Source organism: Roseomonas aeriglobus, assembly GCA_016937575.1.
GTDB classification, from domain to species: Bacteria; Pseudomonadota; Alphaproteobacteria; order Sphingomonadales; family Sphingomonadaceae; genus Sphingomonas; species Sphingomonas aerigloba.
This window is the reverse complement of sequence record JAFHKN010000002.1, coordinates 3,437,650-3,463,304: the sequence shown is the minus strand read 5'-3', so window position 1 is coordinate 3,463,304 and position 25,655 is coordinate 3,437,650. Positions and strand designations below refer to the sequence as shown.

The window sequence follows — 25,655 nt, the reverse complement described above, 5'->3', positions numbered from 1 at the left end:
CTCACCCGTCCCGTCATCCCTGCGAAGGCGGGGACAAATTCTGGCGGACCAAAGCGAGTCTCAGCACGTTCGGCGACTATTGATCCCCGCCTCCGCGGGGATGACGGCGGTGAGCTCGGGGGTGTCACTCCGCCGCCAGCAACCCCTCCGCGCCGCCCAGATCGACCGACACCAGCCGACTGACTCCCTTCTCGACCATCGTTACCCCGAACAATCGGTGCATGCGGCTCATCGTCGCGGCATTGTGCGTCACGATCAGGTAGCGGGTGTCGGTTTCCGCCACCATCCGGTCGAGCAGGTCGCAGAACCGGTCGATGTTCGCGTCGTCCAGCGGCGCGTCAACTTCGTCCAGCACACAGATCGGTGCGGGGTTGGTCAGGAACAGCGCGAAGATCAGCGCGACCGCGGTCAGCGCCTGCTCGCCGCCCGACAGCAGGGTCAGCGATTGCAGCCGCTTGCCCGGTGGTTGCGCCATGATCTCCAGCCCGGCCTCCAGCGGGTCGTCCGAGTCGACGAGCGCCAGATGCGCTTGGCCGCCATTGAACAACGTCGTGAACAGCCGCCGGAAATGCCCGTCGACCGCCTCGAACGCGGCGCGCAGCCGTTCGCGCCCCTCGCGATTGAGCGTGCCGATCGATCCGCGCAGGCGATTGACCGCAAGCGCCAATTCTTCTCGCTCCTGGGCATTGGTCAGCGCGCCTGCCTCCAGTTCGGCGAGTTCGGTCTCGGCGACCAGATTGACCGGTCCGATCCGCTCGCGATCCTGAGTCAGCCGTTCGTGGCGTGCCGATTCGTCGGCGGGCGAACCGACCTCGGCGGATTCGAAACCGGCGCGCTCGGGCAGCAGCGGCGCGGGACATTCGAAGCGCTCGCCCGACAACCGGCCCATCTCGACCCGGCGCAATTCCTGGTTTTCGGCCCGGGCCATCGCACCGGCGCGGGCCTCGCGCGCGACCGATAGCGCTTCGGCCGCCGTCCGTGCCGCGCTCTCGGCCGTGCGCAAAGCGGTCTCCGCCGCACGCTCGGCCGCGGCGAGCGCATCGGCCTCGGCGCGTGCGGTGGCCGCGGCCTGCTCGGTCGTGGCGATACGGTCGGCCAGCTGTCCCGGCCGCGCCGCGAGCCCGGCGCGCTCCTCCGCCAGCGTCGATTCGCGTTTGGCCATATCGGCGATGCGGCGGGCGGCCTCACCGGCGCGCGCCTTCCACCCCTTCGCCTCCGCCGCCGCCGCCGCGGCGCGTTCCCGCGCGGTAGCGGCGTCGCGATCGACCCCCGCGCGCTCGGCCCGCACCGTCGCCACGGCCCCGCGCGCTGCCTCCGCCGCGGTCGACAGGGCCGCAACGCGAAGACGCGTCTCCGCGCCATCGGGCAGCGCCGCGAGCGCCGCCTCCGCCCGCGCCAGCTCCGCCTCGGCATCCTGCGCGTCCTCGGCCAATCGCGCGGCGCGGGAATCGAGATCGCCGCGCTGCGCCGCCAGTCGTTCGAGTGTCGCCGCCGCCCGATCCTCCGCCCGCGTCGCCTCGCGAGCGGACAGTTCGGTGGCATCGGTCGTTCGCCGCGCGATCGTCGCATCGGCCCGCGCCTGTGCGACGGCGGCATCGATCGCGACAAGCGTTGCATCGGCCTCGGCCACCGCATGCGCCGCTGCCGGCCGCGCCTGCTCCAGCGCGCGCAGGCGATTCACCCGCTCCAGCCGCTCCGCCGCCGCGGCGCCGCCGCTCCGCGCGACATAGCCATCCCACCGCCGCAGCACACCCGCGCGCGTTACCAGCCGCTGCCCGACCGCAAGCGGCTGGCCGGCGTCGTCGGCGGTCACGAACACCTGCGCCAGCCGCCGCGCAATTGCCTCCGGTGCGCTGACGTGATCCGTTAGCGCGACCGTATCGGCGGGCGCGACCGGATCGCCCGGCTGGGGCGCCGCGCCAGCCCAGTGTCGTTCGGCAGCCGGGTCGAGCCCCACGTCGAGATCGTCGCCCAGCGCCGCGGCCAAGGCGCGCTCATAGCCCGGTGCCGGCTGTACGCGGTCGAGCAATCGGTCGCGCGGGCTCGGCTGGACCGTCTTGGCCAGCGCACGCATTTCGCCGTCGATCGCGGTCAGCTCGGCATGTGCGGCCGATCGGGCGGACTGTGCCGCATCGCGCCCGTCCTGCGCGGTGCGTTCGGCGGCCAGCGCCGTTTCCAGCACGGTGCGCGCGGCGTCACCCGCCGCGACCGCCTCGGCCCGGGCGGCCGCCGCCCGGTCCCGCTCCGCCGCGATCGGTGCGGCATCGGCAAGGCTCGCGCGGTCGCGGTCGAGCAGTGCCACGTCACGCCGCACCCGATCGGTCCGCCCGCGCGCGGCATCGCGCGCGGCAGCGGCGACGCGCGCCTCGGCCGCTTCGGTCGCCTGTGCCGCCAACGCCTGCGCCAGCGCGACCTCGGCATCGCGTGCCGTGCGCTCGGCGTCCGCCAGCTGCGCATCGATCTGTGGCAGTCGCGCTGCCGCGTCGGCGATCCGCGCGTCGAGCATCTTGCCCTCCGCCATCAACCGCTCGATCGCCTCGGCGGCGTCGTGCGCCAGGGCGCCTTCGCGCGTCCGGTCATCGACGAGCCGCGCCATCTGCTCGTCAAGCTCGCCCAGGCGCCGCTCGGCGGCCGCCTTTTGCGCGCGCAGCGCCGACAGGGCGTGGCCGACCTCGCTTGCCCGATCACGCGCGGCAAGCGCGGCGGTGCGGGCATCGGCCAGGGCACGCGTCGCTGCCTCCTGCGCCGCGCTCGTCTCCGCCACCGTCGCCGATCGCTCGGTGACCAGTGCCTCGGCCGCCTTGCTTTCCGCTTTCGCGACATCGGCCGCCGCTGCCGCGTCACGCCAGCGGGCGAAGATCATTCGCCCCTCCGCCACGCGGATCTGCGACGACAACAGCCGATAGCGTTCGGCCTGCCGCGCCTGGCGCTTCAGCTGCGCGGCGCGGGCCTCCTGGTCGGAAATGACCTCGTCGAGCCGTGCGAGGTTGGTTTCCGTCGCCCGCAGCTTTGCTTCCGCATCCTTGCGGCGGACGTGCAGCCCGGCGATTCCCGCAGCCTCCTCCAGCATCGCGCGGCGTTCGGCGGGCTTGGCGGCGATGATCGCGCCGATCCGCCCCTGGCTGACCAGTGCCGGCGAATGTGCGCCGGTCGCGGCGTCGGCAAAGGCGAGCGCGACGTCCTTCGCGCGCACGTCGCGGCCGTTGATCCGGTAGGCGCTGCCTGCCCCGCGTTCGATCCGACGGACGACCTCGAATTCTTCCGCCTGACCCGTGCCGACGTCGATCACCTGGTCGGCCAGCACGGACACTTCGGCGAAGTCGCGCGCGGGCCGGGCCTGGGTGCCGGCGAAGATCACGTCCTCCATGCCGGCGCCGCGCATCGACTTGGCGCTGGTCTCGCCCATCACCCATCGCAACGCTTCGAGCAGGTTGGACTTGCCGCAGCCGTTCGGGCCGACGACGCCGGTCAGACCGGGTTCGATGCGCAGGTCGGCGGGGTCGACGAAGCTCTTGAAGCCGGTCAGCCGCAGGCGCTTGATGCGCATGGGATATGCCTAAGCGTGCGCCCGCGCAGCCGGGAGCCTAGGGCCGCAAGCCGTGTCGCTCTTGGCCCTGGGCTCCCACCTGCGCGGGAGCATGGCGACTATGTCGGCCCCCCGGGCGATAGTTACGCCCCCGCAGCCTTCAACGCCGCTTCGACCTGTTCCCAGCTGACCGTATTCTCGAGCATCTTGCCGTTCAGCAGGAAGGTCGGCGTGCCGGGGATCGGGTAATCCTGGTTGGCCTTCTCGTTCATCTTCTGCAGCCGGGTGGCTTCCGCGGTGTCGGCCAGGCACTGGCGCGCCTTCGCTTCCGGGATGCCGCGCTGCTTGACGAAATCGAGGTAGCCCGCACCTTCCGCGAACTTCGTCGCCTGCTGGCCGAGCGGCAGCTTGCCGAGTTCCTCGTAATAGCTCTGCGGCAGCTTCTGCAGCACGTCGAGCGTGCGCGGCTGGTCGGCATACATCTGGTTCAGGAGGGTGAAGAACGGCCCCGGTCCGCCGCAACCACCGACCAGCGCACCGGCGATGTCGGCGCCGTTGCGCAGATAGTCGCGGAATTCGTAACTCACCTTGCCGCTCGCGACATAATTCTGCGTCAGCGGGGTGAACGCCTTTTCGTCGAACTCCTGGCAGACGTGGCAGGTACGGCTGCCATATTCGACCAGCTTCACCGGTGCGTCGGGGTTACCCATCAGCCAGCCGCCCTCGGGCGTGCGGGTGACGGTGTCGACCCAGCTGGTCCCTGCCGGTGCCGCCTTGCCCGCGACGGGTGCCGCGGCGGTGACGTTGTCGACGGTCGTCGTGTTGCTGCTGTTGCCGCCGCCGCAGGCGGTGAGCGCAGTGGCGAGGGCCAGGACGGTCAGGAAACGCATCGTCGGGATTACTCCTAGGAAATCTGGATTACTTGGCGCCGGCCGCGCGCAGCTTGGGTTCGAGCGTCGCCCAGCTGATGCCGTCGTTCAGCGCGCCATTGACCTCGGCGCTGGGCGTCGACTTGATCTTGGCGAAGGCGGCTTCGGTCATCGCCACCAGTTGCTTCGTCTGCGCGGGGTCGGCCAGGCAGCGGTTGAGCGCAGCCGGCGCGACGCCGGCGCGGGTCGCGATGGCGGACAGCCCCGAATTGTCCGCGATCGCGCGAACCTGGGCCTGCTGCCCCATGCCCTTCAGCGCGGCAAGATTGGCCTGGACATAGGTGTCGCCCTTCGTCATCCAGTCTTCCTGCGCGGCGAAGATCGCGCGCGATACCGCGCCGAACCGGGCCGGGCCGCTGCACTTGGCGACCGACCAGGCGGCCAGGTCGAACGGATCGCGCACCGCGGCACGCGTTTCGACGCGCACCGTGCCGCCGCGGACCATCGCATCGTGCAGCACCGGCTTCGATTCGGCGACCAGATGGCCGCAATGCGGGCAGGTGAAGCTCAGATATTCGACCAGCTTCACCTTCGCCGCCGGATTGCCGATGGCGATGCTGCCCGTCGGCGTGGCGGTGGCGGTCGTGCGCCAGTCCTTGGCCGCCTGCGGCGCGGCGGCCGCCAGCACCACGGCGGCAGCGAGAGCGAAGGGCAAGCGCATCAGCTGATCTTTCCAAGGAAGGGGACGGGGATGGGCGGGGCGCTTTCGACCCCGGCGGCAAGCGCGGCGAGCACTTCCTTCAGTTCCGGGTCGGCGATGGTGCGCAGCGATTCGCCCAGTTCGTGGCTGACCGGGCGGACCGCGGGCGGGGCGCGGCGGACCTCGCGCTTCACCTCGCCCTGGCGGATCGTCAGCCGCGCGACCGCGCCATAGCCGAAGAAACGGTTCACCCGATCGATGATCTCGGGCGCGATGTGCTGCATCATCGTCGCGTGCGCGCCCTGCACGACCAAGGTCAGCACGCCGTTCGCACGCTCGCCGTGCGGGAAACGGATCGATTCGGGCGAGGACACGCGGGCATACCGATCGCCGACGATCTCGCCCCAGCGCGTCACCACCGACGATTGGACGAAGCCGAATCGGCGAAAAGCGGCGCGGCCGACGTCGGGCAGCAGTTCGCTGACCTGACGTGCGCGGTTGGCGCGAACCGGTTCGGCTTTGACAGGTTTCGGTTGGGGAGGCTTCGGCATGCTCAGGGATCCATGCCATAGAGGGCGCGTGTCCGCAAAGGTCTCCTCGCCCATCGCCGCGCGCCTGCTTGCCTGGTACGATGCGAACGCTCGTGCGCTCCCCTGGCGCAGCCCACCGGGTAGCGAGCCGCCCGACCCGTACCGCGTCTGGCTGTCGGAGGTCATGCTCCAGCAGACGACGGTCGCCGCCGTGCGGCCGCGATTCGAAGCCTGGGTCGCGCGATGGCCGACACTGGCGACGTTCGCCGCGGCATCGGACGAAGACGTCATGGCGGCGTGGGCGGGGCTGGGCTACTATGCCCGTGCCCGCAACCTGCTGAAATGCGCCCGCGCGGTCGTCGCCGATCACGGCGGACGTTTTCCCGACAGCGAGGCCGAACTGCGCACCCTGCCGGGCCTGGGCGACTATACCGCCGCCGCGATCGCCGCGATCGCCTTCGGCCGACGCGCGGTGGTGATCGACGCCAATGTGAAGCGGGTCGTAGCGCGGCTGTTCGCGGACGATGGGGCGAACATTCGCGCGCTGACCGATTCCGTCACGCCCGACGACCGCGCCGGCGATTTCGCGCAGGCGATGATGGATCTCGGCTCGGCCATCTGTACCGCGCGGGCGCCGAAGTGCCTGTTGTGTCCGCTGCGCGACGACTGCGCGGGCGTCGCGACCGGCGACCCGGAAGCCTTCCCGGCGAAAAAGGCGAAGGCGGCGAAGCCGACCCGCTACGGCACCATCTTCTGGCTGGCGCGCGGCGACGACGTGCTCCTCGTCCGCCGACCCGATACAGGCCTGCTCGGCGGCATGCGCGCCCTGCCGACCGGGCCGTGGGTTGCGGACGACCCCGGACTCGACGGCGCCCCCGCCCAGGCCGACTGGCAGTGGCGGGACGATCGGATCGTCCACGTCTTCACCCACTTCCGCCTGATCTGCCGGCTTGCCGTGGCGCGCGTGGAGGCGCAGGAAGCGGGCGCTGGCGGCGAATGGTGGCCGGTCGCGGGCCTGGCGGATGCAGGCCTGCCGACCCTGTTCGCAAAGGCAGCGGATATGTTTCGGAGGGATTGATGCGGTCGAAGCTCGTGATTGCGTTGGCGCTGGCGGTGGGCAGCACGGTAGCGGCGCATGGGTGGGAAGCGCAGCGCAACCCGCAGCCGCGCCCGGCCCCCCCGGTTCTGGTCGACACCCGCACCCATCCCGCGCTGCAGACGCTGTTCGACGGCTATGTCGCCGACGGGAAGATGCCGGGCATCGTCGCCGCCGTCGGTCGCGGTAACGAAGCGCCGCTCTTCGTATCGGCCGGGCGGATCTCGCTCGACCCCGGCGCGGCAAAGGCCGGTCCCGACACCCTTTGGCGCATCTATTCGATGACCAAGCCGATCTCCGCGATGGCGGCGATGCTGCTGATCGAGGATGGCAAGCTGACGCTCGACCAGCCGCTCAGCGACATCTACCCCGAATTCAAGCAGATGCGCGTGCTGACCAGCCCTGACACCGCGCTCGCTTCGGTGCCCGCGACGCGGCCGATCACCATTCGCATGCTGCTGACCCACACCGCCGGATTGAGCTACAACATCTCGGCCAAGGGCCCGCTGCTCAAAGAGTATGAGCGCCTCGGGCTCCTGCCGGGCGCGATCAACGCCGCGGTCGAGGCGCAGGCGAAGCTCGCCCGGCCGAAGTCGCTCCAGGAGTTTGCCAAGCGCGTCGCCCAGGCGCCGCTGATCGCTCAGCCGGGCACGAAATGGGAATATTCGATCGCGCTCGACCTGACTGCCGCGGTGGTCGAAAAGGTGTCGGGCATGGCCTTCGAACGCTTCGTCCAGACGCGGCTGTTCGACCCGCTCAAGATGCGCTCCAGCTATTGGACCGTGCCCCAGTCGGAGATCGGCCGCTTCGCCGACAATTATCTGATCGCCGGCACGACGCTGACTCCGCTCGATCCGGCCAAGGCGTCGGCCTTCACCCAGCCGCCGAGCTTTCCCTATGGCGGCGCCGGGCTGGTATCGTCGGCACGCGACTATGACCGTTTCCTCCATATGCTGGCCAATGAGGGTATGCTCGACGGCGTGCGCGTCATGAAGCCGCAGACGGTGCGTCTCGCGCTCTCGAACCTGCTGCCGCCCGGCGTGACCTTCCAGGGTGTCGGCGGTGCGACGGGCGGCACGCAGGGGCCGACGATGGGCTATGGCGCGGGTGGATCGGTGTATCTCGCCGACGTGCCGGGCGGGGCGAGCAAGGGCACCTATGGCTGGGGTGGGGCGGCCGGCACCGTCGCCTGGGTCGATCCGGTCAAGAAGATCCGCGGTACGGTGATGGTCAATTACTTTCCCGCCGATCGCTGGCCGGTGCGCAGCGACGTGGTTAAGGCGCTCTACGCCGACGCGCGCGCCCGGTGATCGCGACCGGCTTCACCGGCGCCTGGCTCGACCGCGCCGATCCCGTTCGGAGCGACGAGCCGGCGCTGGCGGCGGCGCTGGCGGATCCACGCGCGCGGCTGATGCGGCTGGAAAATGGTGACCCGGCGGTGGACGCGGACGGCGCTATCGCCTGGACATCGATCGCCAACGTCCAGGGTACGCCGATTTTCCTTGGCCTCGATGCCGAGCAGCGGCCCTATTTCGCGGAAGCCTGCGTGGGCGACACCGCCGCGCCGGCGCGGTCGGGCGCGCTGATGCGAATGCTCGACGCGATGCCGCCCGGGGACGCGGCGATCTTCGGCACGGTGCGCAGCGTGACCGGCTGGCACGCCCGCCACGGCTATTGCGCCAACTGCGGGGCTGCGACCGCGATCATCCGCGGCGGCTGGGCACGGTCCTGCCCCGATTGCGGCGCCGAGCATTTCCCGCGCGTCGATCCGGTCGTGATCATGCTTGCCGAATATGACGGCCGCGCGCTGGTCGGGCGGCAGGCGGCGTGGCCTGCAGGACGCTATTCGGCGCTGGCGGGCTTCGTCGAACCGGGCGAATCGCTGGAGGAGGCGGTGGCGCGCGAACTGTTCGAGGAAGCCGGCGTGCGCGTGTCCGACGTCCGCTATCTCGCCAGCCAGCCCTGGCCGTTCCCGGGCCAGCTGATGCTCGCGGCGATCGCGACGGCGGAGAGCGATGCGCTGACGATCGATACGAAGGAGATCGAGGATGCCTTCTGGGTGACCCGCGATGAGGTTCGGGCGGCGTTGGCGGGGGCGGAGGACGCAAAGTTCCTCCCGCCACCGCCCTACGCGATCGCGCGGACGCTGCTGGAAGAATGGGCTGCCATCTAAAGCCCTCTCCCCCGAAGGGGAGAGGGCTTCAAAAGATCGCCCGCCCCCTTGACCTACCCCCGCACCCGCGCCTGCGGATACGTCCCCAGCACCCGCACCCATTTCGAATGATAGCGCAGCTCATCCATCGCCCGATCGACCGCCGCGTCGCCAGGCATCCCGACGATATCCGCGTAGAATTCGGTCGCCGAAAACCGCGCCTCGCGCTGGTAGCTTTCCAGCTTCGTCATGTTGACGCCGTTGGTCGCAAAGCCGCCCAGCGCCTTGTAGAGCGCAGCGGGGATGTTCTTCACTTCGAACACGAACGTCGTGATGAACGGCCCTGCGCCCTCGACCGGCCGGCCTGCGCGAGCGAGCGTCACGAAGCGCGTGACGTTGTGCGCGGCGTCCGACACATCCTCTTCCAGAACGGTCAGCCCATAGAGCTTCGCCGCCGCCGGCGGGGCCAGTGCCGCGATCGCCGGGTCCCTCAGGTCCGCGACCACCGCCGCTGCGCCGGCGGTGTCGGGATAGGCGACCGGCTTGATCCCCGCCTCGCGCAGCCAGTGGCGGCATTGGCCCAGCGCCTGCGGGTGGCTCATTGCCTCGCGCACCTCGACGCGATCACCGAGCGCCAGCAGGGCGTGGCGGATGTTCAGGAAGTGCTCACCGGTGATGACCAGCCCCGATTCCGGCAGCAGGAAATGCATGTCGGCGACGCGGCCGTGGAGCGAGTTTTCGATGGGGATGATCGCGCAGTCGGCTTGTGCCGTCTGCACCGCCTCGATCGCGTCGGCGAAGTCGAAGCACGGCAGCGGCAGGCCATCGGGAAAGGCCTCCATCGCCGCGACGTGGCTGTTGGCGCCCGGCGCCCCCTGAAAGGCGACGGCACGATTCGGCTCGCTTCTGGCCGCTTCAGTCATTCGCGCCACGATCGGGCGCGCGGGGGGCGCGTAATTTTCCATAACCGCAGGCCGCGTAATCGCCATGCTTGCGATGGGCAATCCTGCGCTTTAAGGGCGGGGGGACTTACAACTCTTTTCCAAACGGGCGGCAATGGACAATCGGAGCAACACCATCGCGGGCTGGGTGCTGGCAGGCTGCGTCTGCGCCCTCGGGCTGTCGATCGCGAGCGGCATGGCGTTCCACGGCGGTCGCCCGGAAAAGATGGGCTATCCGATCGAGGGTGTCGAAGAAGGCGGCGCCGGCGGCGGTTCGGCCGAAGCACCGATCGCGGCCCGTCTGGCCACCGCCGACGTGGCCAAGGGCCAGGCGAGCTTTGCCAAATGCGCGGCCTGCCACACGATCAACCAGGGTGGGGCGAACGGCGTCGGCCCGAACCTGTGGGCGACCATGGGTGAAGCGATCGCGCAGGGTAAGGGCGGCTTCGCCTTCTCCGAAGCGCTGAAGGCAAAGGGCGGCACCTGGACGTTCGACGCGATGGATGCCTGGCTGAAGAGCCCCCGCAAGTTTGCCGACGGCACCAAGATGACCTTCGCCGGTCTCGGCAATGCCGAGGAGCGCGCGAACGTGATCGCATACCTCAATTCGCAGGGTTCGAACCTGCCGCTCCCCGCCGCCCCGGCTGCCGACGCAGCGCCGGCGGAGGGCACCCCGACGCCGGATACCGCGACCAACAAGGACGGCGCCGGCACGCTCGGCAACACTGCCGACGTCCAGAACGCCGCGACCCCGGCCAGCGGCGCACCGTCGGTCGATCCGGCAGCAGCCGAGCGCGCGCCGAAATAACGGGCGGCCGTCGGGTTGGCGAAAGCTGACCCGCGCACGCGCCACGACGGCAGCGCGGCGGCGCAGCCGTCGCGTCTGACGGCGTGGCAGATATACGTAAATACACGAAGCCGGGGCCATCACCCCGGCTTTTTCCTTGCAGCCGCACGGCGCATGAAAATCGCCTCTTCTGAAACGTCCCGCCAGCGACTAATTTGCATCAATGCTCGCTACTACGTCTCTTCGCCGCCTGATCTATTCCAGCCGCGCAGTCGGTCACGACCCGCGCGAGGACAAGCACGATATCCTCGCCGAATCCCGCCGGAATAATGGGATGGACGGCATTTCGGGCATCCTCTGGAGCCAGGGCGATCGCTATCTTCAGGTGCTCGAAGGGCCGTCGGACAGCATCGACGAAGCGTTCGATCGCATCCGCCGCGATACCCGCCACTGCGACATCCAGATCCTCGACGATCGCGGCGTCACCGACCGCCAGTTCGCCGATTGGGCGATGGCCGGTCTGCCGGGCGATCACCCGCAGGATGCCGAACAGCGCCTCCGGCTGCTGCTGCGCAACGTCGATCCGGAGGTGGCGCGGTTTTTCGTGGGATAAGTGGCAAACGTACACGCCCACGAACGCGACATTTTGTTGGATTAATGTTGGAGATCCCGCGCTAGGCTAAGCCGCTACGCGCTCTTTGGCATTGTCGGGATTGGGTTTTCGTCGGCCGCGGTTTAGGCTGCGGAAAACGCGTTTGGCGTGAACTTCGCGACTTTCGGGGACGCCACGTCGTCAGACGGAGCCGGCTGCGCCGGCACCGCTGCCCGACGTGGCGCGTCCGCGGGTTTGCTTGCGCAAACCCGGCGGCCGCCCGCTCAGAGCGTCGGATCATGCTCCGCGTAGTGCTTGCGCACGACCTCCCAGCCTTCCTCCGCCGTCTCGCAATAGGTGAACAGCGACAGGTCCTTCTCGGAAATCACGCCCTCTTCCACCAGCGCGGGGAAATTGACGACGCGTTCCCAGAAGGCACGGCCGAACAGCAGGACCGGCATCGGCTTGATCTTGCCGGTCTGGATCAGCGTCAGCAGCTCGAACAGCTCATCGAACGTGCCGAACCCGCCCGGGAAGGCAGCCAGCGCGCGGGCGTGGAGCAGGAAGTGCATCTTGCGCAGCGCGAAATAGTGGAACTGCATACTCAGCGCCGGCGTGACATAGGGATTGGGCGCCTGCTCGTGCGGCAGAACGATGTTCAGCGCGACCGAATCGGCGCCCACGTCCGCCGCGCCGCGGTTCGCCGCCTCCATGATCGATGGTCCGCCGCCCGAACATACGACGAAGTGGCGCATTCCCGCCTCGTCGAGCGGGAAGTTGCTGACCTTTTGCGCCAGCTCCCGCGCGACGTCGTAATATTTCGACTTCTCGACCAGCTTTTCGGCGATTTTGCGCGCCGGGCCGTCGGCGGGGGCGGCGTCGAGCAGCGCGCGCGCCTTCTCGGGTTCGGGAATACGCGCCGAACCGTAGAACACGAAGGTCGAGGCGATCTTCGCTTCTTCCAGGATCAGTTCGGGCTTTAGCAGCTCGAGCTGGAAGCGCACCGGTCGCAGGTCTTCGCGCAACAGGAAGTCCATGTCCTGGAAGGCGAGGCGGTAGGACGGATGCTCGGTCTGGGGGGTCGACACGCCCTGCTTGGCGGTCTCGGCATCCTGTTTCGCGCGCGGAAAGACGCGCTCTGGTACTTTGGTATCTGTCATTTTCGGGAGGGTTACGCGCGTTTCGCTACCGGCACAATGCAGCACCGCCCAGATCGAGGTGGAGGTGGTTGTAATGCGCTGCGTTATAGTCGGGCGACAGCACGGTGCGAAACCGGCGGCAGGCCGATTGGCGGATGACGGCCAGGAATTGCTGGACGTCGGGGTCCGTCGTCCGCCAGTCGCGTTCGATCGTGATCCGACGCCCGTCGGCCAGTACGAAGGCGGCGATGTCGACGGCGTTACCGGTGGCATGTTCGGAAAGCCTCGACGTCGCAGTGCCGACGCGGTTGCGGCAGGCATAGGTGCCGAACGTCTCCACCTTGCGTACCTCGCTGCCCAGGATTTCTCGGCCTGCCGGAACCACGCCGTTGCGCACCCAGGCGGTGAAGGTGCGGGCAAGCGGGCAGGCCATCGCCTTCAAATTGGTCGTCGGGACGCCGTAATCGATCAGCTGGACGGTGCCGACCAGCAGGCACCCGCCGCCGATGTCGCGATCGGGCAGCGGCGAGTAGCGCACGTTCTCGCGCGACAGGTCGGCGAAACACTGTTGCGTCGCCCGGCTGGGCGGCTGGTTGAGCGTGACGGGCGGCGCGCCGGCCGGGCGGGCAGGCTGTTGCGGGCGTCCGCTGCCGCACGCAGCGAGAAACAGGGCGAGGACGAGCGCGAGGAACCGGAACACGGGCGCAATCATCGGAGGCGGAACGCGCTTTGTCACGCGGGCTTCGTCGCGCCGCGCCACCGGCCGGACGCAATCGTAACCGATGTTACGTTTGACAGGCGCTCAAGCTTCGTTAGGGCCGCCGACGGGCCACGCGGTCCCAACGCCGCGCGTGCTCTCTGTGAGGAGAGTCTACATGACTGAACTACCTGTCGCCCCGGCGGTGAAGCCGGCGCGTTCGTTTTTCTCTTCCGGCCCCTGCGCGAAGCCGCCGGGCTGGGCCCCCGAACATCTCGCTACCGAATCGCTCGGCCGCTCGCACCGCTCGAAGATCGGCAAGGCGCGCCTCCAATATTGCATCGACCTGATGCGCGAGCTGCTGCGCCTGCCCGAGACCCATCGCATCGGCATCGTGCCCGGTTCGGATACCGGCGCGTTCGAAATGGCGATGTGGACGATGTTGGGCGCACGCCCCGTCACGACGCTGGCGTGGGAAAGCTTCGGTGAAGGTTGGGTCACCGATGCGGTCAAGCAGCTGAAGCTCGACCCCACCGTCCTGCGCGCCGATTACGGCCAGCTGCCGGACCTGGATGCGGTCGACTGGTCGAACGACGTTCTCTTCACCTGGAACGGCACCACCAGCGGCGTGCGCGTGCCGAACGGCGACTGGATTGCCGAGACCCGTGAAGGTCTCAGCTTCGCCGACGCAACGAGCGCGGTGTTCGCCTACGACCTGCCGTGGGACAAGATCGATGTCGCGACCTTCAGCTGGCAAAAGGTGCTGGGCGGCGAAGGCGGCCACGGCGTCCTGATCCTCGGCCCCCGCGCGGTCGAGCGGCTGGAAAGCTACACCCCGGCCTGGCCGCTGCCGAAGGTTTTCCGCCTCGTCTCGAAGGGCAAGCTCACCGAAGGCATCTTCAAGGGTGAGACGATCAACACGCCGTCGATGCTGGCCGTCGAGGACTGTATCGCCAGTCTGGAATGGGCCAAGTCGCTGGGCGAGGGCGGGCTGATCGCGCGGTCGGACGCGAACGCAGCGGCGCTCGACAGGATCGTCGCCGAGCGCGACTGGCTGGGCCATCTCGCGCAGGACGAAGCTTCGCGGTCGAAGACCAGCGTGTGCCTGACCGTTGCCGGCGCCGACGAGGCGTTCATCAAGACGATGGCCGGCGCGCTCGAAAAGGTCGGCGCGGCGTACGATGTCGCCGGCTACCGTGACGCCCCCCCGGGCCTGCGCATCTGGTGCGGCGCGACCGTCGACACCGCCGATATCGAAGCGCTCGGCCCGTGGCTCGACTGGGCCTACGCGACCGCGAAAGCGGGCTGACCTTATAGCCCTCTTCCCATCAGGGGAGAGGGTTGGGAGAGGGGCCGTGCCTCATCTCCCACGATAGCAGAATTCCCCTCTCCCCGACCCTCTCCCCCGAAGGGGAGAGGGAGCCAAGGAACCGACATGCCCAAAGTCCTCATCAGCGACAAAATGGACCCCAAGGCCGCGCAGATCTTCCGTGAGCGCGGCGTCGAGGTCGACGAGATCACCGGCAAGACGCCCGAAGAACTGATCGCGATCATCGGCGATTACGACGGGCTCGCCATCCGCAGCTCGACCAAGGTGACGAAGGCGATCCTCGACGCCGCCACCAACCTGAAGGTCGTCGGCCGCGCCGGCATCGGCGTCGACAACGTCGATATCCCCGCCGCGTCGGCCAAGGGCGTGGTGGTGATGAACACCCCCTTCGGCAACTCGATCACCACCGCCGAACACGCCATTGCGCTGATGTTCGCGCTCGCCCGCCAGCTGCCCGAAGCCAATGCGCAGACCCAGGCGGGGACGTGGCCGAAGAACGGCTTCATGGGCGTCGAAGTGACCGGCAAGACCTTGGGCCTGATCGGCGCGGGCAACATCGGCTCGATCGTCGCCGACCGTGCGCTGGGTCTCAGGATGAAGGTCATCGCCTTCGATCCGTTCCTGTCGCCCGAGCGCGCGGTGGAACTGGGCGTCGAGAAGGTCGAGCTCGACCAGCTGCTGGCGCGCGCCGACTTCATCACGCTCCACACCCCGCTGACCGACCAGACCCGCAACATCCTGTCGGCCGAAAACCTTGCCAAGACCAAGAAGGGCGTGCGCATCATCAACTGCGCGCGCGGCGGGCTGATCGACGAGGCGGCGCTGAAGGAGCTGCTCGATTCGGGCCACATCGCCGGCGCCGCGCTCGACGTGTTCGTGACCGAACCGGCCAAGGAACATGCGCTGTTCGGCACCCCGAACTTCGTCGCGACCCCGCACCTGGGCGCCTCGACCAGCGAAGCGCAGGTCAATGTCGCGATCCAGGTCGCCGAGCAGATGGCCGACTTCCTGATGACCGGCGGCGTCACCAACGCGCTCAACTCGCCATCGATCTCGGCCGAGGAAGCGCCGCGGGTGAAGCCGTACATGGCGCTCGCCGAAAAGCTGGGTTCGCTGGTGGGCCAGCTGTCGACCGGCGCCATCCCGCGCATCTCGATCCACAGCGAGGGGGCTGCCGCCGAGGTCAACCAGAAGCCGATCGTCAGCGCAGTTCTGGCGGGCTTCCTGCGCACCCAGACCGACACGGTGAACATGGTCAACGCGCCGTTCCTGGCCAAGGAACGCGGCATCGAAGTGCGCGAGGTCCGCACGGAACGCGAAGGCGATTACCACACGCTGTTGCGCGTGTCGGTGAAGACGGACGCGGGCGAACGCTCGGTCGCCGGCACCCTGTTCGGCAACCGCGCCCCGCGGCTGGTCGAGCTGTTCGGGATCAAGGTCGAGGCCGATCTGGTCGGTCACATGCTGTATGTCGTGAACGAGGACGCACCGGGCTTCATCGGGCGTCTCGGCTCGCTGCTGGGCGAAGCGGGCGTCAACATCGGCACCTTCCACCTCGGTCGCCGCGAAGCCGGTGGCGAGGCGGTGCTGTTGTTGTCGGTCGACGAAGCGGTGACGCCGGACCTGCTGGCAAAGGTCAAGGCGCTGGGCGGGGTGAAGACCGCGATGGCGCTGTCGTTCTGAGTCCCACATAAAAGCCCTCTCCCCTATGGGGAGAGGGTTGGGAGAGGGGCCGTGCCGCAAATCGACAGGGAGTTGTTGAAGCGAGCCCGTGCCCTCCGCTTCGGAATGACCGAACCCGAAACCCGTCTCTGGCTCGCCATCCGCGCCAAACGCCTGAACGGCATCAAGTTCGTCCGCCAAACTGTCCGCGGCCGCGCCATCCCCGACTTCGTTGCCCGCAGCCACAACCTTGTCATCGAGGTTGACGGCGACACGCACGCCATTAGCGAGGCTTACGACGCGCGGCGGACCGCTGTGCTTGAAAGACAGGGCTATCGCGTGCTGCGCTTTACCAATGCTGATGTGATGACGAATTTGGACGGGGTTCTGCAAACGATCCTGGGTGCCGTGACGTCTGCCCCTCTCCCAATCCTCTCCCCGCAGGGGAGAGGGCTATAGTGACCGGCCTCCTCCCTGAAGGGTTCGACGATCGCCTGCCGCCGCTGGCGGATGTCGCCGCGCGGATCGAGCGGGGCGTGCTCGATGTCGCGCGCGGGTACGGATACGAGCAGGTCGACCCGCCGCTCGCCGAGTTCGAGGATGAACTCAGCGCGCGGCTGAAGGCGGGCGGTGCCCACGGCGCGGTGCGGTTCGTCGATCCCGTGTCGCAGCGCAATCTGGCGATCCGGCCGGATATCACCGCACAGGTCGGCCGCATAGCTGCGACGCGCATGGGCCATCATCCGCGCCCCTTGCGCCTCTCCTACGCCGGCCCGGTGCTGAAACTGCGCGGCAGCGACCTCAACCCTGCGCGCGCGATGCGTCAGTTGGGCATCGAGCTGATCGGCCTCGATTCGGTCGCCGCCGCGCGCGAGGTCGTGTCGGTCGCGGTCGAGGCGCTGACCCAGGCGGGAATCGCCGGCGTGTCGGTCGACTTCACTTTGCCCGACCTGGTGCCGACGCTGGCCGAGAACTGGCCCGATGCGCGCCTGACCGAGCTCCGCGAAGCGCTCGATGCGAAGGACGCCGGACGCGTCGCTGCGATCGATGCGACGTACCTGCCACTGATTGAGGCCGCCGGCCCGTTCGATGCCGCCATCGCGCGGCTGCGCGCGCACGACACCGGCGGCGCGCTGGCAGGCCGCATCGACGGGCTGGAACAGATCGCCGCAGCGCTGCCCGCCGGCACCCAGCTGACGCTCGATCCGACCGAACGCCACGGCTTCGAATATCAGAGCTGGTTCGGCTTCTCGATCTTCGCGGCCGGTGCGCTGCGCGAGATCGGGCGCGGCGGCAGCTATGTCATCCTGCACGCCGACGGCCGCGAGGAACCCGCGGTCGGCATGTCGCTGTTCCTCGATCCCGTGCTGGGCAGCCTGGCGCGCACGCCCGAGCGGCGGCGGCTGTTCCTGCCGGTCGGCACCGACCCGGCCGAAGGCGCCAAGCTGCGTAGCGAAGGCTGGGTAACGGTCGCTGCGCTGGAGGCGACCGATACGCCCGAGGCGCAGTTGTGCACCCATGTCTGGCTTGGTGGTCGCGCGGAGTTGGCCGGCGCTTAACGTAGGACAGCGAGTCCTCCGGCCCTCTGCGGGAACCCGAATCGCCGTCCGACAATTGAATCGGCCTCGCAACGACGGAGCCGACGCATATGGCCGCACGCGCCTATTGGCAGGGACAGATCCGGCTCGCGCTCGTGTCGATCCCGGTGGAAATCTATTCGGCGACCAAATCGGGCGCCCAGATCGCCTTTCATCAGGTCCACGAACCCAGCGGTAAGCGGGTGAAGTACGAAAAGGTGGTGCCCGGCTTAGGACCCGTCGACACCGACGAGATCGTGAAGGGCTTCGCGCTGTCGAAGGACGAATATGTCCTGCTCGAACAGGACGAGATCGACGCGGTGAAGCTCGAATCGAAGAAGACGCTGGAGCTGACCCAGTTCGTCGATGCCGACGAGATCGACGTGCTTTACTACGAACGCCCCTATTTCGTCGTCCCCGCCGACGACCTGGCGGAAGAGGCGTTCATCGTGCTGCGCGAGGCGCTGCGCAAGGCGCGTAAGGTCGGGCTCGGACAACTCGCGATGCGCGGCCGCGAATATGTCGTCAGCCTGAAGCCGTGCGGCCGCGGCATGGTGCTGGAGACGCTGCGCTACGCCGACGAAGTCAACAAGGCGCAGGGCTATTTCCGCGACATTCCCGATGACGAGCCCGACGCCGACCTGCTCGACCTCGCCTCCACGCTGATCGACAAGAAGACCGCGAAGTTCGATCCGCAGGAATTCCACGACCGCTATGTCGATGCGTTGAAGGACCTGATCGAACGCAAGAAAAAGGCGAAGGGCCGCAAGATCATCGAGGACCCCGACAGCGGCGCGCGACCATCGGGCGGCAACGTCGTCGACCTGATGGCGGCGCTGAAGAAATCGCTGGAGGGGAAGGGCGGGACGACGACCGCCAAGGCTACCCCCGCGAAGAAGGCGCCCGCGCGCAAGCCTGCCGCCAAGGCGCCGGCCAAGAAGGCACCGGCGAAGAAGCGCGCCTGAAATGGCGAAGCCCGACCCTCTCGAGAAATACAACGCCAAGCGCGACTTCGCGAAGACTGCCGAGCCCGCAGGCGAGATCGCGGCCGGAACCGGCAACCGCTTCATGGTGCAGAAGCATGACGCGACGCGGCTGCACTGGGATTTCCGGCTTGAACTCGATGGCGTGCTCAAAAGCTGGGCGGTGACGCGCGGGCCGAGCCTCGACCCGGCGGAAAAGCGGCTGGCGGTGCGGACCGAGGATCACCCGCTGTCCTACGCCGATTTCGAAGGGACCATTCCCAAGGGCGAATATGGCGGCGGCACGGTCATGCTGTGGGACGATGGTCTCTGGGCGCCGATCGAGGGCAAAAGTGCGAAGGACCTGGAGAAAGGACATCTGCATTTCGTGTTGCAGGGCGAACGCATGCGCGGCGAATGGCTGCTCATCCGCCTGAAGCCCCGCGGCAAGGAGAAACGCGAGAACTGGCTGCTTCGCAAGATCGACGATGCGGACGCAGGCGGCGCCGATGAACTGGTCGAAGCCGGGCTGACCAGCGTGAAGACCGGTCGGACGATGCAGGAAATCGCCGAGGGCAAAAAGGCCAAGACCCTGAAGACCTGGCCGCCGCACAAGATCCTCCCCGGCACGTGGAGGGGGACCGCCAGCGAAGCTGGTGGTGGAGGGGGAGGGCCGCGCACGACTCGCTCGCGCAAGCCCCCCTCCCCGCGCCGGGGAGGATCAGCGCCACCCAAATTCCGCCCGCTGCAACTCTGCACCCTCGTCGACAGCGTGCCGACCGGCAACGGCTGGCTCCACGAGATGAAATACGACGGCTACCGCGCGCTGGTCGCGGTCGCCGGAGGCAAGGCGAAGGTCTACACCCGCACTGGGCTGGACTGGACCGAGAAATTCCCCGGGGTCGCCGCCGCCGCGGCGCAGCTGCCCGTCGACAGCGCGCTGATCGACGGCGAGATCGTCGCGTTCAAGGACGGCAAGCCCGACTTCTCGACGCTGCAGGAGGCGATTTCCAACGGCGGCAACGGCCTCGCGATGTTCGCGTTCGATCTGCTCGAGCTCGACGGCGAAGATATCGCTGCCCGTCCCCTCGTCGAACGAAAGGACCGCCTTCGCCCGCTGTTCGACGGCGCCGACGATACGCTGCGCTATTCCGAACACGTCGTCGGATCGGGCGAAAAGCTGTTCGAGGCGATGTGTGCGGAAGGGTTCGAAGGCGTTGTCTCGAAACAGGCCGACGCCCCGTATCGCGGCACCCGGACCAAGGGCTGGGTGAAGACGAAATGCACCCTGCGCCAGGAATTCGTCATCGTCGGCTGGTCGGAAAGCGACAAGGCGGGTCGCGGGTTTCGTGCGTTGCTGCTCGGGCTGAACGGTCCGGAGGGCTTACGCTATGCGGGGAAAGTGGGGACGGGCTTCTCGACCGAAACGATGCTCGACCTGCGCGCCAAGCTCGACACGCTCGCCCGCAAGACCGCCTCGGTCGACGTCCCTCGCGCCGCCGCGCGCGGGGCGCATTGGGTGAGCCCGAAGCTTGTCGCCGAGGTTGCCTTTGCCGAATTCACCGCCGAGGATGTCGTGCGCCACGCGAGCTTCTTAGGGTTGCGCGAGGACAAGCCGGCCGACGAAGTGGTCGCCGAGAAGCCCGCCGACGTCCCCACCGCCACCTCGTCGGTCAAGATCAGCAGCCCCGACCGCATCATCGACCCGACCAGCAAGCTGACGAAAGGGCAGCTCGCCGCCTATTACGAGGCGCTGGCGCCCGCGATGCTGCCGTGGCTCGCCAACCGCCCGATCAGCCTGGTCCGCTGTCCGCAGGGGCGGGCGAAACAGTGTTTCTTCCAGAAGCACGATGCCGGATCGTTCGGCGACCACGTCCACCACGTCGACATTCGCGAAAAGGACGGATCGACCGAACCCTATCTGTACGTCGACAGCGCCGACGGGATGCTTGCCTGCGTCCAGATGGGGACGATCGAGTTCCACGGCTGGGGCAGCCTGGTTTCCGACGTCGAGAAGCCCGACCGGATGGTCTTCGACCTCGACCCCGACGAAGGCCTCGGCTTCGACGACGTGAAGCGCGCGGCGGAGGACATCAAGCAGCACCTCGCCGACATCGGCCTCACCAGCTACCCGATGCTGTCGGGCGGCAAAGGCGTCCATGTCATCGTGCCGCTGAAGCCGGAGGCGCAGTGGCCGGCGGTCAAATCCTTTGCCGAACGCTTCGCGCGCGCGCTGGGCGAGGCCGAGGGCCACCGCTTCACCGCGAACATGAAGAAGGCGGAGCGCACGGGGCGGATCTTCCTCGACTGGCTCCGCAACCAGCGCGGCTCGACCGCGGTACTTCCTTACGTCGTCCGTGCGCGCGCCGGCGCCGGCGTGGCGACGCCGGTGACGTGGAGCGAACTTGGCGATATCGATAGCCCGGCGGCATTCTCCCCGCGCGATCTCAATACGCTGCTGAGCCGTGCAAACGGGCGATCACTGACTCATTGGGGTGTGTCGGACCAGGTGCTGCCGGAGGTTTAAGCCCCCCTCCCTCGTCATCCCCGCGAAGGCGGGGATAAATTCTGGCTGACTGTAGGGAAAGAGCCGCACGGTCAGCCAGAATTGATTCCCGCCTTCGCGGGAATGACGGATGCGAGAGTGCGGCGCATTGCATCGCTTTGCCTCTGGCCTTTCCCTGCGTCATCGGCCACTTGGCGCACCCATGGTCGAACAAATCCTGTCCTTCCTCGCGGGCATCGTCATCAGCGTCATCGAAGCCACCGGCTATTGGGGCGTCGCGCTCCTCATGGCGATCGAAAGCGCCTGCGTGCCGCTGCCATCCGAACTCATCATGCCGTTCGCCGGCTATCTGGTCAGCCAGGGCAAGATGGACATCTGGCTCGCCGCGACCGCCGGTGCGCTGGGGTGCAACCTCGGTTCGATCGTCGCCTATGAAGTCGGCAAGCGCGGCGGGCGGCCGTTCGTGCTGCGTTATGGCAAGTATCTGCTGATCGGTGCCGACGAACTCGATGCGGCGGATCGTTTCTTTGCGCGCTGGGGATCGGCCGCGGTGTTCGTCGGCCGCCTGCTGCCCGTCATCCGCACCTTCATCGCCTTCCCCGCAGGGGTCGCGCGAATGAAGCTTGTCCCGTTCCACATCTACACCTTCGTCGGCAGCTGGCCCTTCTGCTTCGCGCTCGCCTGGGTCGGGCGCGAACTGGGCGAGGCGTGGCACGGTGATCCCCGCGTGCGGGCGGTCTTCCATTCGCTCGACGCGGTGATCGGCGTCGCGATCGTTGTGGCGGTGATCTGGTACGTCCGTCACCGGTTGAAGGCGATCCGGAAGTCCAAGGCGGAACTGGCGGCGATCGATCGGGCTGAGGGGTAAAGTCCTCTAGCAACCGTCATCCCCGCGGAGGCGGGGATCAATAGTCGCTGAACGTCGTGGGTCTCACGAAAGCCAGCCACAACTGATCCCCGCCTCCGCGGGGATGACGGTCAAAAGTCCGATTCCGGCATTACTTCGCCGGCTTGGCCGTATCCTTCGGTAATACCGTCATCGTCCAGGCCTTCGCCGGCACCAGATATTTCGCCGCCAGCGCTTGCAATTCCTGCGGCGTGATCGTCGTCAGGTCGGTCGCGATCGTGTCGAGCGCCTTGAGCCGCTTCGGATCGAAGCTGCCGCCCTCGGTCTGCATCAGCCAGAACTGGTTTCCGGTCGACAGCCGCGCGACATATTGGACGACCGGCACCAGAGCGCGGCGCAGCTCGTCGTTGTCGATCGGCTTGGCGACCAGGTCGGCGGCGATTTCGCGCGACAGGTCGAAGAAATAGCCGGTTTTATCGGGCGGCACGCTGCCGATCGCCATGATGCGCCCACCGCCGCTGAGCCCGACCGGCCAGCTGGACGCCACGTTCGGCGTATAGCTGATCCCCGCCGCCGACCGCAGCCTGTCCAGCAGCCGATCGCGGAAGACCGCGGCCAGCACCTCCAGCTTGCGACCCGTCGCGATGCCGTCGCTACCACCGCCGGTCGGCCAGGCGATGACCGCTGCGGCCTGGGTGTCGCGCCCGTCATGAGTCCGCGCGACGGGGGTTGCGGTCGGCGCCGGGAAGCGGATCGGCGCGGTAGCGACGGCGGCCTCCTTGCGCGGCTTCAGCGCGCCCAGCGATGATGCGACCGCGGCGATCGCCGAATCGGATTTCATGTCGCCATAGATCTGCACTTCGATCGTCCCACTCGCCAGGATCGGTTCCCAGAATGCGCGGAAGGACTTTGCATCGAGCTTTTCCAAATCGACGCGTGTCGGTGTGCCCCAGCGCGGGTCGCCGTCGTGAAGCAACCGGTCGAGATCGCGCCCCAGAACGCCGTCGGGGGACGCGTCCATCGACGCGTAGCTCGCCAGCATCACGGCCTTGGCACGCGCCACCGGCTTCGGGTCCCAACCCGGCGCAGCGAGCTTGGCGGCGATCAGCTTCAGCTGGTCGGCCAGATCCTCGGCCGATGTCGTCGCGCCGAACAGGAACGCGTCCTCGTCGATCGCGAAGTCGAGTGTGATTCGCCGGCCGCTGGTGATGCGATCGATCTCCTCCTGCCCCAGCTTCCCGATCCCGCTGGCGGCCAGCGCCAGGTCCCCGGCATAGGCCGGCGTCTGGCGATCCGACGGCAGCCCGGCGATCCCGCGGCCGAAGCGCACGCGGACGTAGACGCGGCTCGCCTCCGACGGGTTTTCGAACAGCAGCAGGTTCACGCCGTTCGCGAACGTCACCTTCTCGATCTTCGGGTCGTTCACGGCGACCGTGCGCGCGACGACCTTGCCCGGGGCCCCAAGCTTGGGCAGCGCGTCGAACCCGATCGTGCCGAGCTTGCTCGCCGCCGCCGTGCCGGGCTTCACCTCGGCGGCCAGCGCAGCCTGCAGCGCCGCGGCGGCATTCTCCTGTGGTTGCGGCGTATTGACGACGCCGCGCAGCGCAACGCCTGAAAACACCGCCTTGGCCGATGCCTGCACCGCGGCCGGCGTGAACATCTTTTTCGCGATCGCATCCTGCAGGATGCCCAGGCTGGTCTGCGGGGTGGTCGTGGTTTCCTTGATATCGACCGCCTCGACCAGATCGTCGGCCTTCTTCGCACCTGCCTCGACCCGCGCCTGGTCGACCGATGCCTTCATCGCGGTCTGAATCTCGGTCAGCTCGCGATCGATCTCGCCCTGCGTCGGCGGCGTCGCGATCGCGTCGGCGATACCCGTGCGCACGTCCTTCAACGCGGTCTGCCAATCGTTGCCGAGCGGCAGGATGTTCATCAGCGTCGCATTGGCCGAGCGCGAAATGTCTTCGAGGTTCGCGCCGGCCGAAATGAAGCTTCCCCCGCCGCGCGCCCGGCTTTCCAGCCGGCGGTTGACGATGCGGATGGCGACCATGTCGATCATCCGCTTCTGGTTGAAGATCACCGTGTCGTCGCCGACCGTCCACGGCCGCAGCCACGCCAGGCTGACGAGCGGCGGCAGCTGCGGCTCGACCAGCGCCGCCGTGTCCGACTTGGCGGGCCTGGGGCTGCCGAAATCGGGTGCCGGAACGGCCGGGCCGATGCCGCGCCAGTCGGCGAAGTTCTTGACGATCGCGGCTTCGAACAGCGCCGGGTCCATGTCGCCCGAGATGACGACGACGGCGCGTTCGGGACGATACCAGCGATCGTGGAACGCCTTCACGCTCGCCGCGGTCGCGCCCGACAGCGTCTCCGTCGTGCCGATCGGCGAGCGGTTGGCGAGCGGCTGGCCGGCGAAGAACACTTCGCGTGTCGCATCGCCCAGTCGCACCTGTGGTCCGGGCTGCTCGCGCGCTTCCGACAGCACGACCGGCCGTTCGGCATCGAGCGCGGCCTGGGTCAGGCTCGGTCCGGCCATCATGCCCGCCAGGATCTTCAGGCTTTCGTCGAGCCCGTCCTGGTTGGCCATGGGCAGATCGAGCTTGTAGACGGTCTGGGTGAAGCTGGTCGACGCGTTGGTATCAGCGCCGAAGGTCACGCCCATCCGCTGCCAGATGCGCTTCGCTTCGCCATCGGGAACGTGTTCCGAGCCGCGAAAGCTCAGATGCTCGATCAGATGCGCGAAGCCGCGCTCGTCGTCCCTTTCATGCAGCGAGCCGACGTCCATTCGCACCCGGATCGCCACCTGCCCCGGCGGCACCCCGTTCTTGCGAACGGCATAGCGCAGCCCGTTCGGCAACGTTCCGAACCGCCAGTCCGGGTCGGGGGTGATGTCGCTGCCCTTGTACAACCACGCGCTCTTGTCGACCGTGACGGGCGGCGCCTGCGTCGTTGCTGCGCGTTGCGGGGCCTGTTGCGCGGGCAGCGCGCCGGCGATCAGCAGGAACGGGAGCGTGGCAAAGGCGACGCGGCTCAGCCGGGAAGGACGTAGCATCACCGCCATCCTAGACCGCCCCGAACCTTGCGCCTAGCTGAACCACGCACCGGGCAACAAAGCGTTTCGCGAAAGCGCGCTTGATCGTGTCGGCTGACCGGCCCACATGGGCGGCATGCTGATCGAAACCGAACGCACGCCCAATCCGGCGACGCTCAAATTCCTGCCCGGCCGCACCGTCATGGACGCCGGCACCCGCGATTTCGCGACGCCGGAGGAGGCAGAGGCGTCCCCGCTCGCCGATGCGCTGTTCGGACTGGGCGACGTGACCGGCGTATTCTTCGGCCGCGACTTCGTGAGCGTCACCGCAGCGCCCGGCGTCGACTGGGCGGGGCTGAAGGGCGACGTGCTGGCAGTGCTGCTCGATCATTTCAGCGCGAACATGCCGCTGTTCCGTCCGGGTTCGGCCGCGGGGATCAGCGTGCCGGGCGATGATGCGAGCTTCGGTGACGATCCCGAGGATGCCGACATCGTCGCGCAGATCCGCGAACTGATCGAAACCCGCGTCCGCCCCGCGGTCGCCAACGACGGCGGCGACATCGTCTATCGCGGGTTCGACAAGGGCAAGGTCTATCTGCAGATGCAGGGCGCATGCTCGGGCTGCCCTTCGTCCACCGCGACGCTGAAGCAGGGCATCGAGCAATTGCTGCGTCATTATGTGCCCGAAGTGACCGAGGTGCGGGCGGTCTAGGC

Annotated in this window: 21 protein-coding genes; 13 read left to right on the top strand and 8 right to left on the bottom strand. The window is 68.1% G+C overall.

The window, feature by feature from the left end:
- Window positions 1-124 precede the first annotated feature (124 nt).
- The 4 genes from smc to JW805_16930 form a co-directional block, all read right to left on the bottom strand.
- A complete protein-coding gene (smc, locus tag JW805_16945) occupies window positions 125-3,547 on the bottom strand; it encodes a chromosome segregation protein SMC (GenBank protein MBN2973697.1) in 3,423 nt (1,140 codons plus the stop codon).
- A gap of 122 nt (window positions 3,548-3,669) precedes the next feature.
- Window positions 3,670-4,416 (bottom strand): thioredoxin domain-containing protein, encoded by a 747-nt coding sequence (locus tag JW805_16940; protein MBN2973696.1) that lies wholly within the window; start codon window positions 4,414-4,416, stop codon window positions 3,670-3,672.
- Between the two features lie 28 nt (window positions 4,417-4,444).
- On the bottom strand, window positions 4,445-5,116 hold the full coding sequence (locus JW805_16935; GenBank protein ID MBN2973695.1) for a thioredoxin domain-containing protein: 672 nt from the start codon (window positions 5,114-5,116) through the stop codon (window positions 4,445-4,447).
- The gene (locus JW805_16930) at window positions 5,116-5,646 is read right to left on the bottom strand and encodes a DUF721 domain-containing protein (GenBank protein MBN2973694.1); all 531 of its coding nucleotides are present in this window, start codon (window positions 5,644-5,646) and stop codon (window positions 5,116-5,118) included. Before JW805_16930 ends, JW805_16935 begins: the two co-directional genes overlap by 1 nt.
- Between JW805_16930 and JW805_16925 the strand changes: the two genes are divergently transcribed.
- Genes JW805_16925 through nudC form a run of 3 tightly spaced genes read left to right on the top strand, consistent with a single transcriptional unit; the run spans window position 5,645 to window position 8,894 of the window.
- The gene (locus tag JW805_16925; GenBank protein ID MBN2973693.1) at window positions 5,645-6,703 is read left to right on the top strand and encodes an A/G-specific adenine glycosylase; all 1,059 of its coding nucleotides are present in this window, start codon (window positions 5,645-5,647) and stop codon (window positions 6,701-6,703) included. The genes JW805_16930 and JW805_16925 overlap by 2 nt on opposite strands.
- The gene (locus JW805_16920) at window positions 6,703-8,031 is read left to right on the top strand and encodes a beta-lactamase family protein (GenBank protein MBN2973692.1); all 1,329 of its coding nucleotides are present in this window, start codon (window positions 6,703-6,705) and stop codon (window positions 8,029-8,031) included. Before JW805_16925 ends, JW805_16920 begins: the two co-directional genes overlap by 1 nt.
- Window positions 8,028-8,894 carry an NAD(+) diphosphatase gene (nudC, locus tag JW805_16915; protein MBN2973691.1) on the top strand — a complete coding sequence of 289 codons (867 nt, stop codon included), beginning with the start codon at window positions 8,028-8,030 and terminating at the stop codon, window positions 8,892-8,894. The genes JW805_16920 and nudC overlap by 4 nt, the downstream gene beginning before the upstream one ends.
- A gap of 53 nt (window positions 8,895-8,947) precedes the next feature.
- On the opposite strand, the gene JW805_16910 is transcribed toward nudC, so the two are convergent.
- Window positions 8,948-9,796: a prephenate dehydratase gene (locus tag JW805_16910; GenBank protein MBN2973690.1), complete on the bottom strand. Its 849-nt coding sequence runs from the start codon at window positions 9,794-9,796 to the stop codon at window positions 8,948-8,950.
- A gap of 133 nt (window positions 9,797-9,929) precedes the next feature.
- On the opposite strand from JW805_16910, the gene JW805_16905 reads away from it, so the two are divergent.
- Both JW805_16905 and JW805_16900 read left to right on the top strand, forming a co-directional pair.
- On the top strand, window positions 9,930-10,622 hold the full coding sequence (locus tag JW805_16905) for a cytochrome c family protein (protein ID MBN2973689.1): 693 nt from the start codon (window positions 9,930-9,932) through the stop codon (window positions 10,620-10,622).
- A gap of 202 nt (window positions 10,623-10,824) precedes the next feature.
- Window positions 10,825-11,214 (top strand): BLUF domain-containing protein, encoded by a 390-nt coding sequence (locus tag JW805_16900; protein ID MBN2973688.1) that lies wholly within the window; start codon window positions 10,825-10,827, stop codon window positions 11,212-11,214.
- A gap of 263 nt (window positions 11,215-11,477) precedes the next feature.
- Here the strand turns inward: JW805_16900 and JW805_16895 are convergent, their stop codons facing one another.
- Window positions 11,478-12,353 (bottom strand): LOG family protein, encoded by an 876-nt coding sequence (locus tag JW805_16895; GenBank protein MBN2973687.1) that lies wholly within the window; start codon window positions 12,351-12,353, stop codon window positions 11,478-11,480.
- A gap of 25 nt (window positions 12,354-12,378) precedes the next feature.
- Window positions 12,379-13,032 carry an extensin family protein gene (locus tag JW805_16890; GenBank protein MBN2973686.1) on the bottom strand — a complete coding sequence of 218 codons (654 nt, stop codon included), beginning with the start codon at window positions 13,030-13,032 and terminating at the stop codon, window positions 12,379-12,381.
- Between the two features lie 175 nt (window positions 13,033-13,207).
- Here JW805_16890 and JW805_16885 point away from each other — a divergent pair, with 175 nt between their 5' ends.
- From JW805_16885 to JW805_16855, 7 genes are all read left to right on the top strand, one after another.
- A complete protein-coding gene (locus tag JW805_16885; GenBank protein MBN2973685.1) occupies window positions 13,208-14,338 on the top strand; it encodes a phosphoserine transaminase in 1,131 nt (376 codons plus the stop codon).
- Between the two features lie 126 nt (window positions 14,339-14,464).
- Window positions 14,465-16,042 (top strand): phosphoglycerate dehydrogenase, encoded by a 1,578-nt coding sequence (locus JW805_16880; GenBank protein MBN2973684.1) that lies wholly within the window; start codon window positions 14,465-14,467, stop codon window positions 16,040-16,042.
- A 51-nt stretch (window positions 16,043-16,093) separates the two neighbouring features.
- Window positions 16,094-16,480 (top strand): endonuclease domain-containing protein, encoded by a 387-nt coding sequence (locus JW805_16875; protein ID MBN2973683.1) that lies wholly within the window; start codon window positions 16,094-16,096, stop codon window positions 16,478-16,480.
- Complete coding sequence (locus JW805_16870; GenBank protein ID MBN2973682.1) at window positions 16,480-17,580, top strand: ATP phosphoribosyltransferase regulatory subunit; 1,101 nt, start codon at window positions 16,480-16,482, stop codon at window positions 17,578-17,580. The genes JW805_16875 and JW805_16870 overlap by 1 nt, the downstream gene beginning before the upstream one ends.
- An 89-nt stretch (window positions 17,581-17,669) precedes the next feature.
- Window positions 17,670-18,563 (top strand): Ku protein, encoded by an 894-nt coding sequence (locus tag JW805_16865; protein MBN2973681.1) that lies wholly within the window; start codon window positions 17,670-17,672, stop codon window positions 18,561-18,563.
- Window position 18,564: 1 nt separating this feature from the next.
- Window positions 18,565-21,087, top strand: coding sequence for a DNA ligase D (ligD, locus tag JW805_16860; GenBank protein ID MBN2973680.1), 2,523 nt, complete (start codon window positions 18,565-18,567; stop codon window positions 21,085-21,087).
- Between the two features lie 181 nt (window positions 21,088-21,268).
- On the top strand, window positions 21,269-21,934 hold the full coding sequence (locus JW805_16855; GenBank protein MBN2973679.1) for a DedA family protein: 666 nt from the start codon (window positions 21,269-21,271) through the stop codon (window positions 21,932-21,934).
- Between the two features lie 130 nt (window positions 21,935-22,064).
- Here the strand turns inward: JW805_16855 and JW805_16850 are convergent, their stop codons facing one another.
- Window positions 22,065-24,962 (bottom strand): insulinase family protein, encoded by a 2,898-nt coding sequence (locus JW805_16850; protein ID MBN2973678.1) that lies wholly within the window; start codon window positions 24,960-24,962, stop codon window positions 22,065-22,067.
- 115 nt (window positions 24,963-25,077) lie between these two features.
- Between JW805_16850 and JW805_16845 the strand changes: the two genes are divergently transcribed.
- Window positions 25,078-25,653, top strand: coding sequence for a NifU family protein (locus JW805_16845; protein ID MBN2973677.1), 576 nt, complete (start codon window positions 25,078-25,080; stop codon window positions 25,651-25,653).
- Window positions 25,654-25,655: the final 2 nt, after the last annotated feature.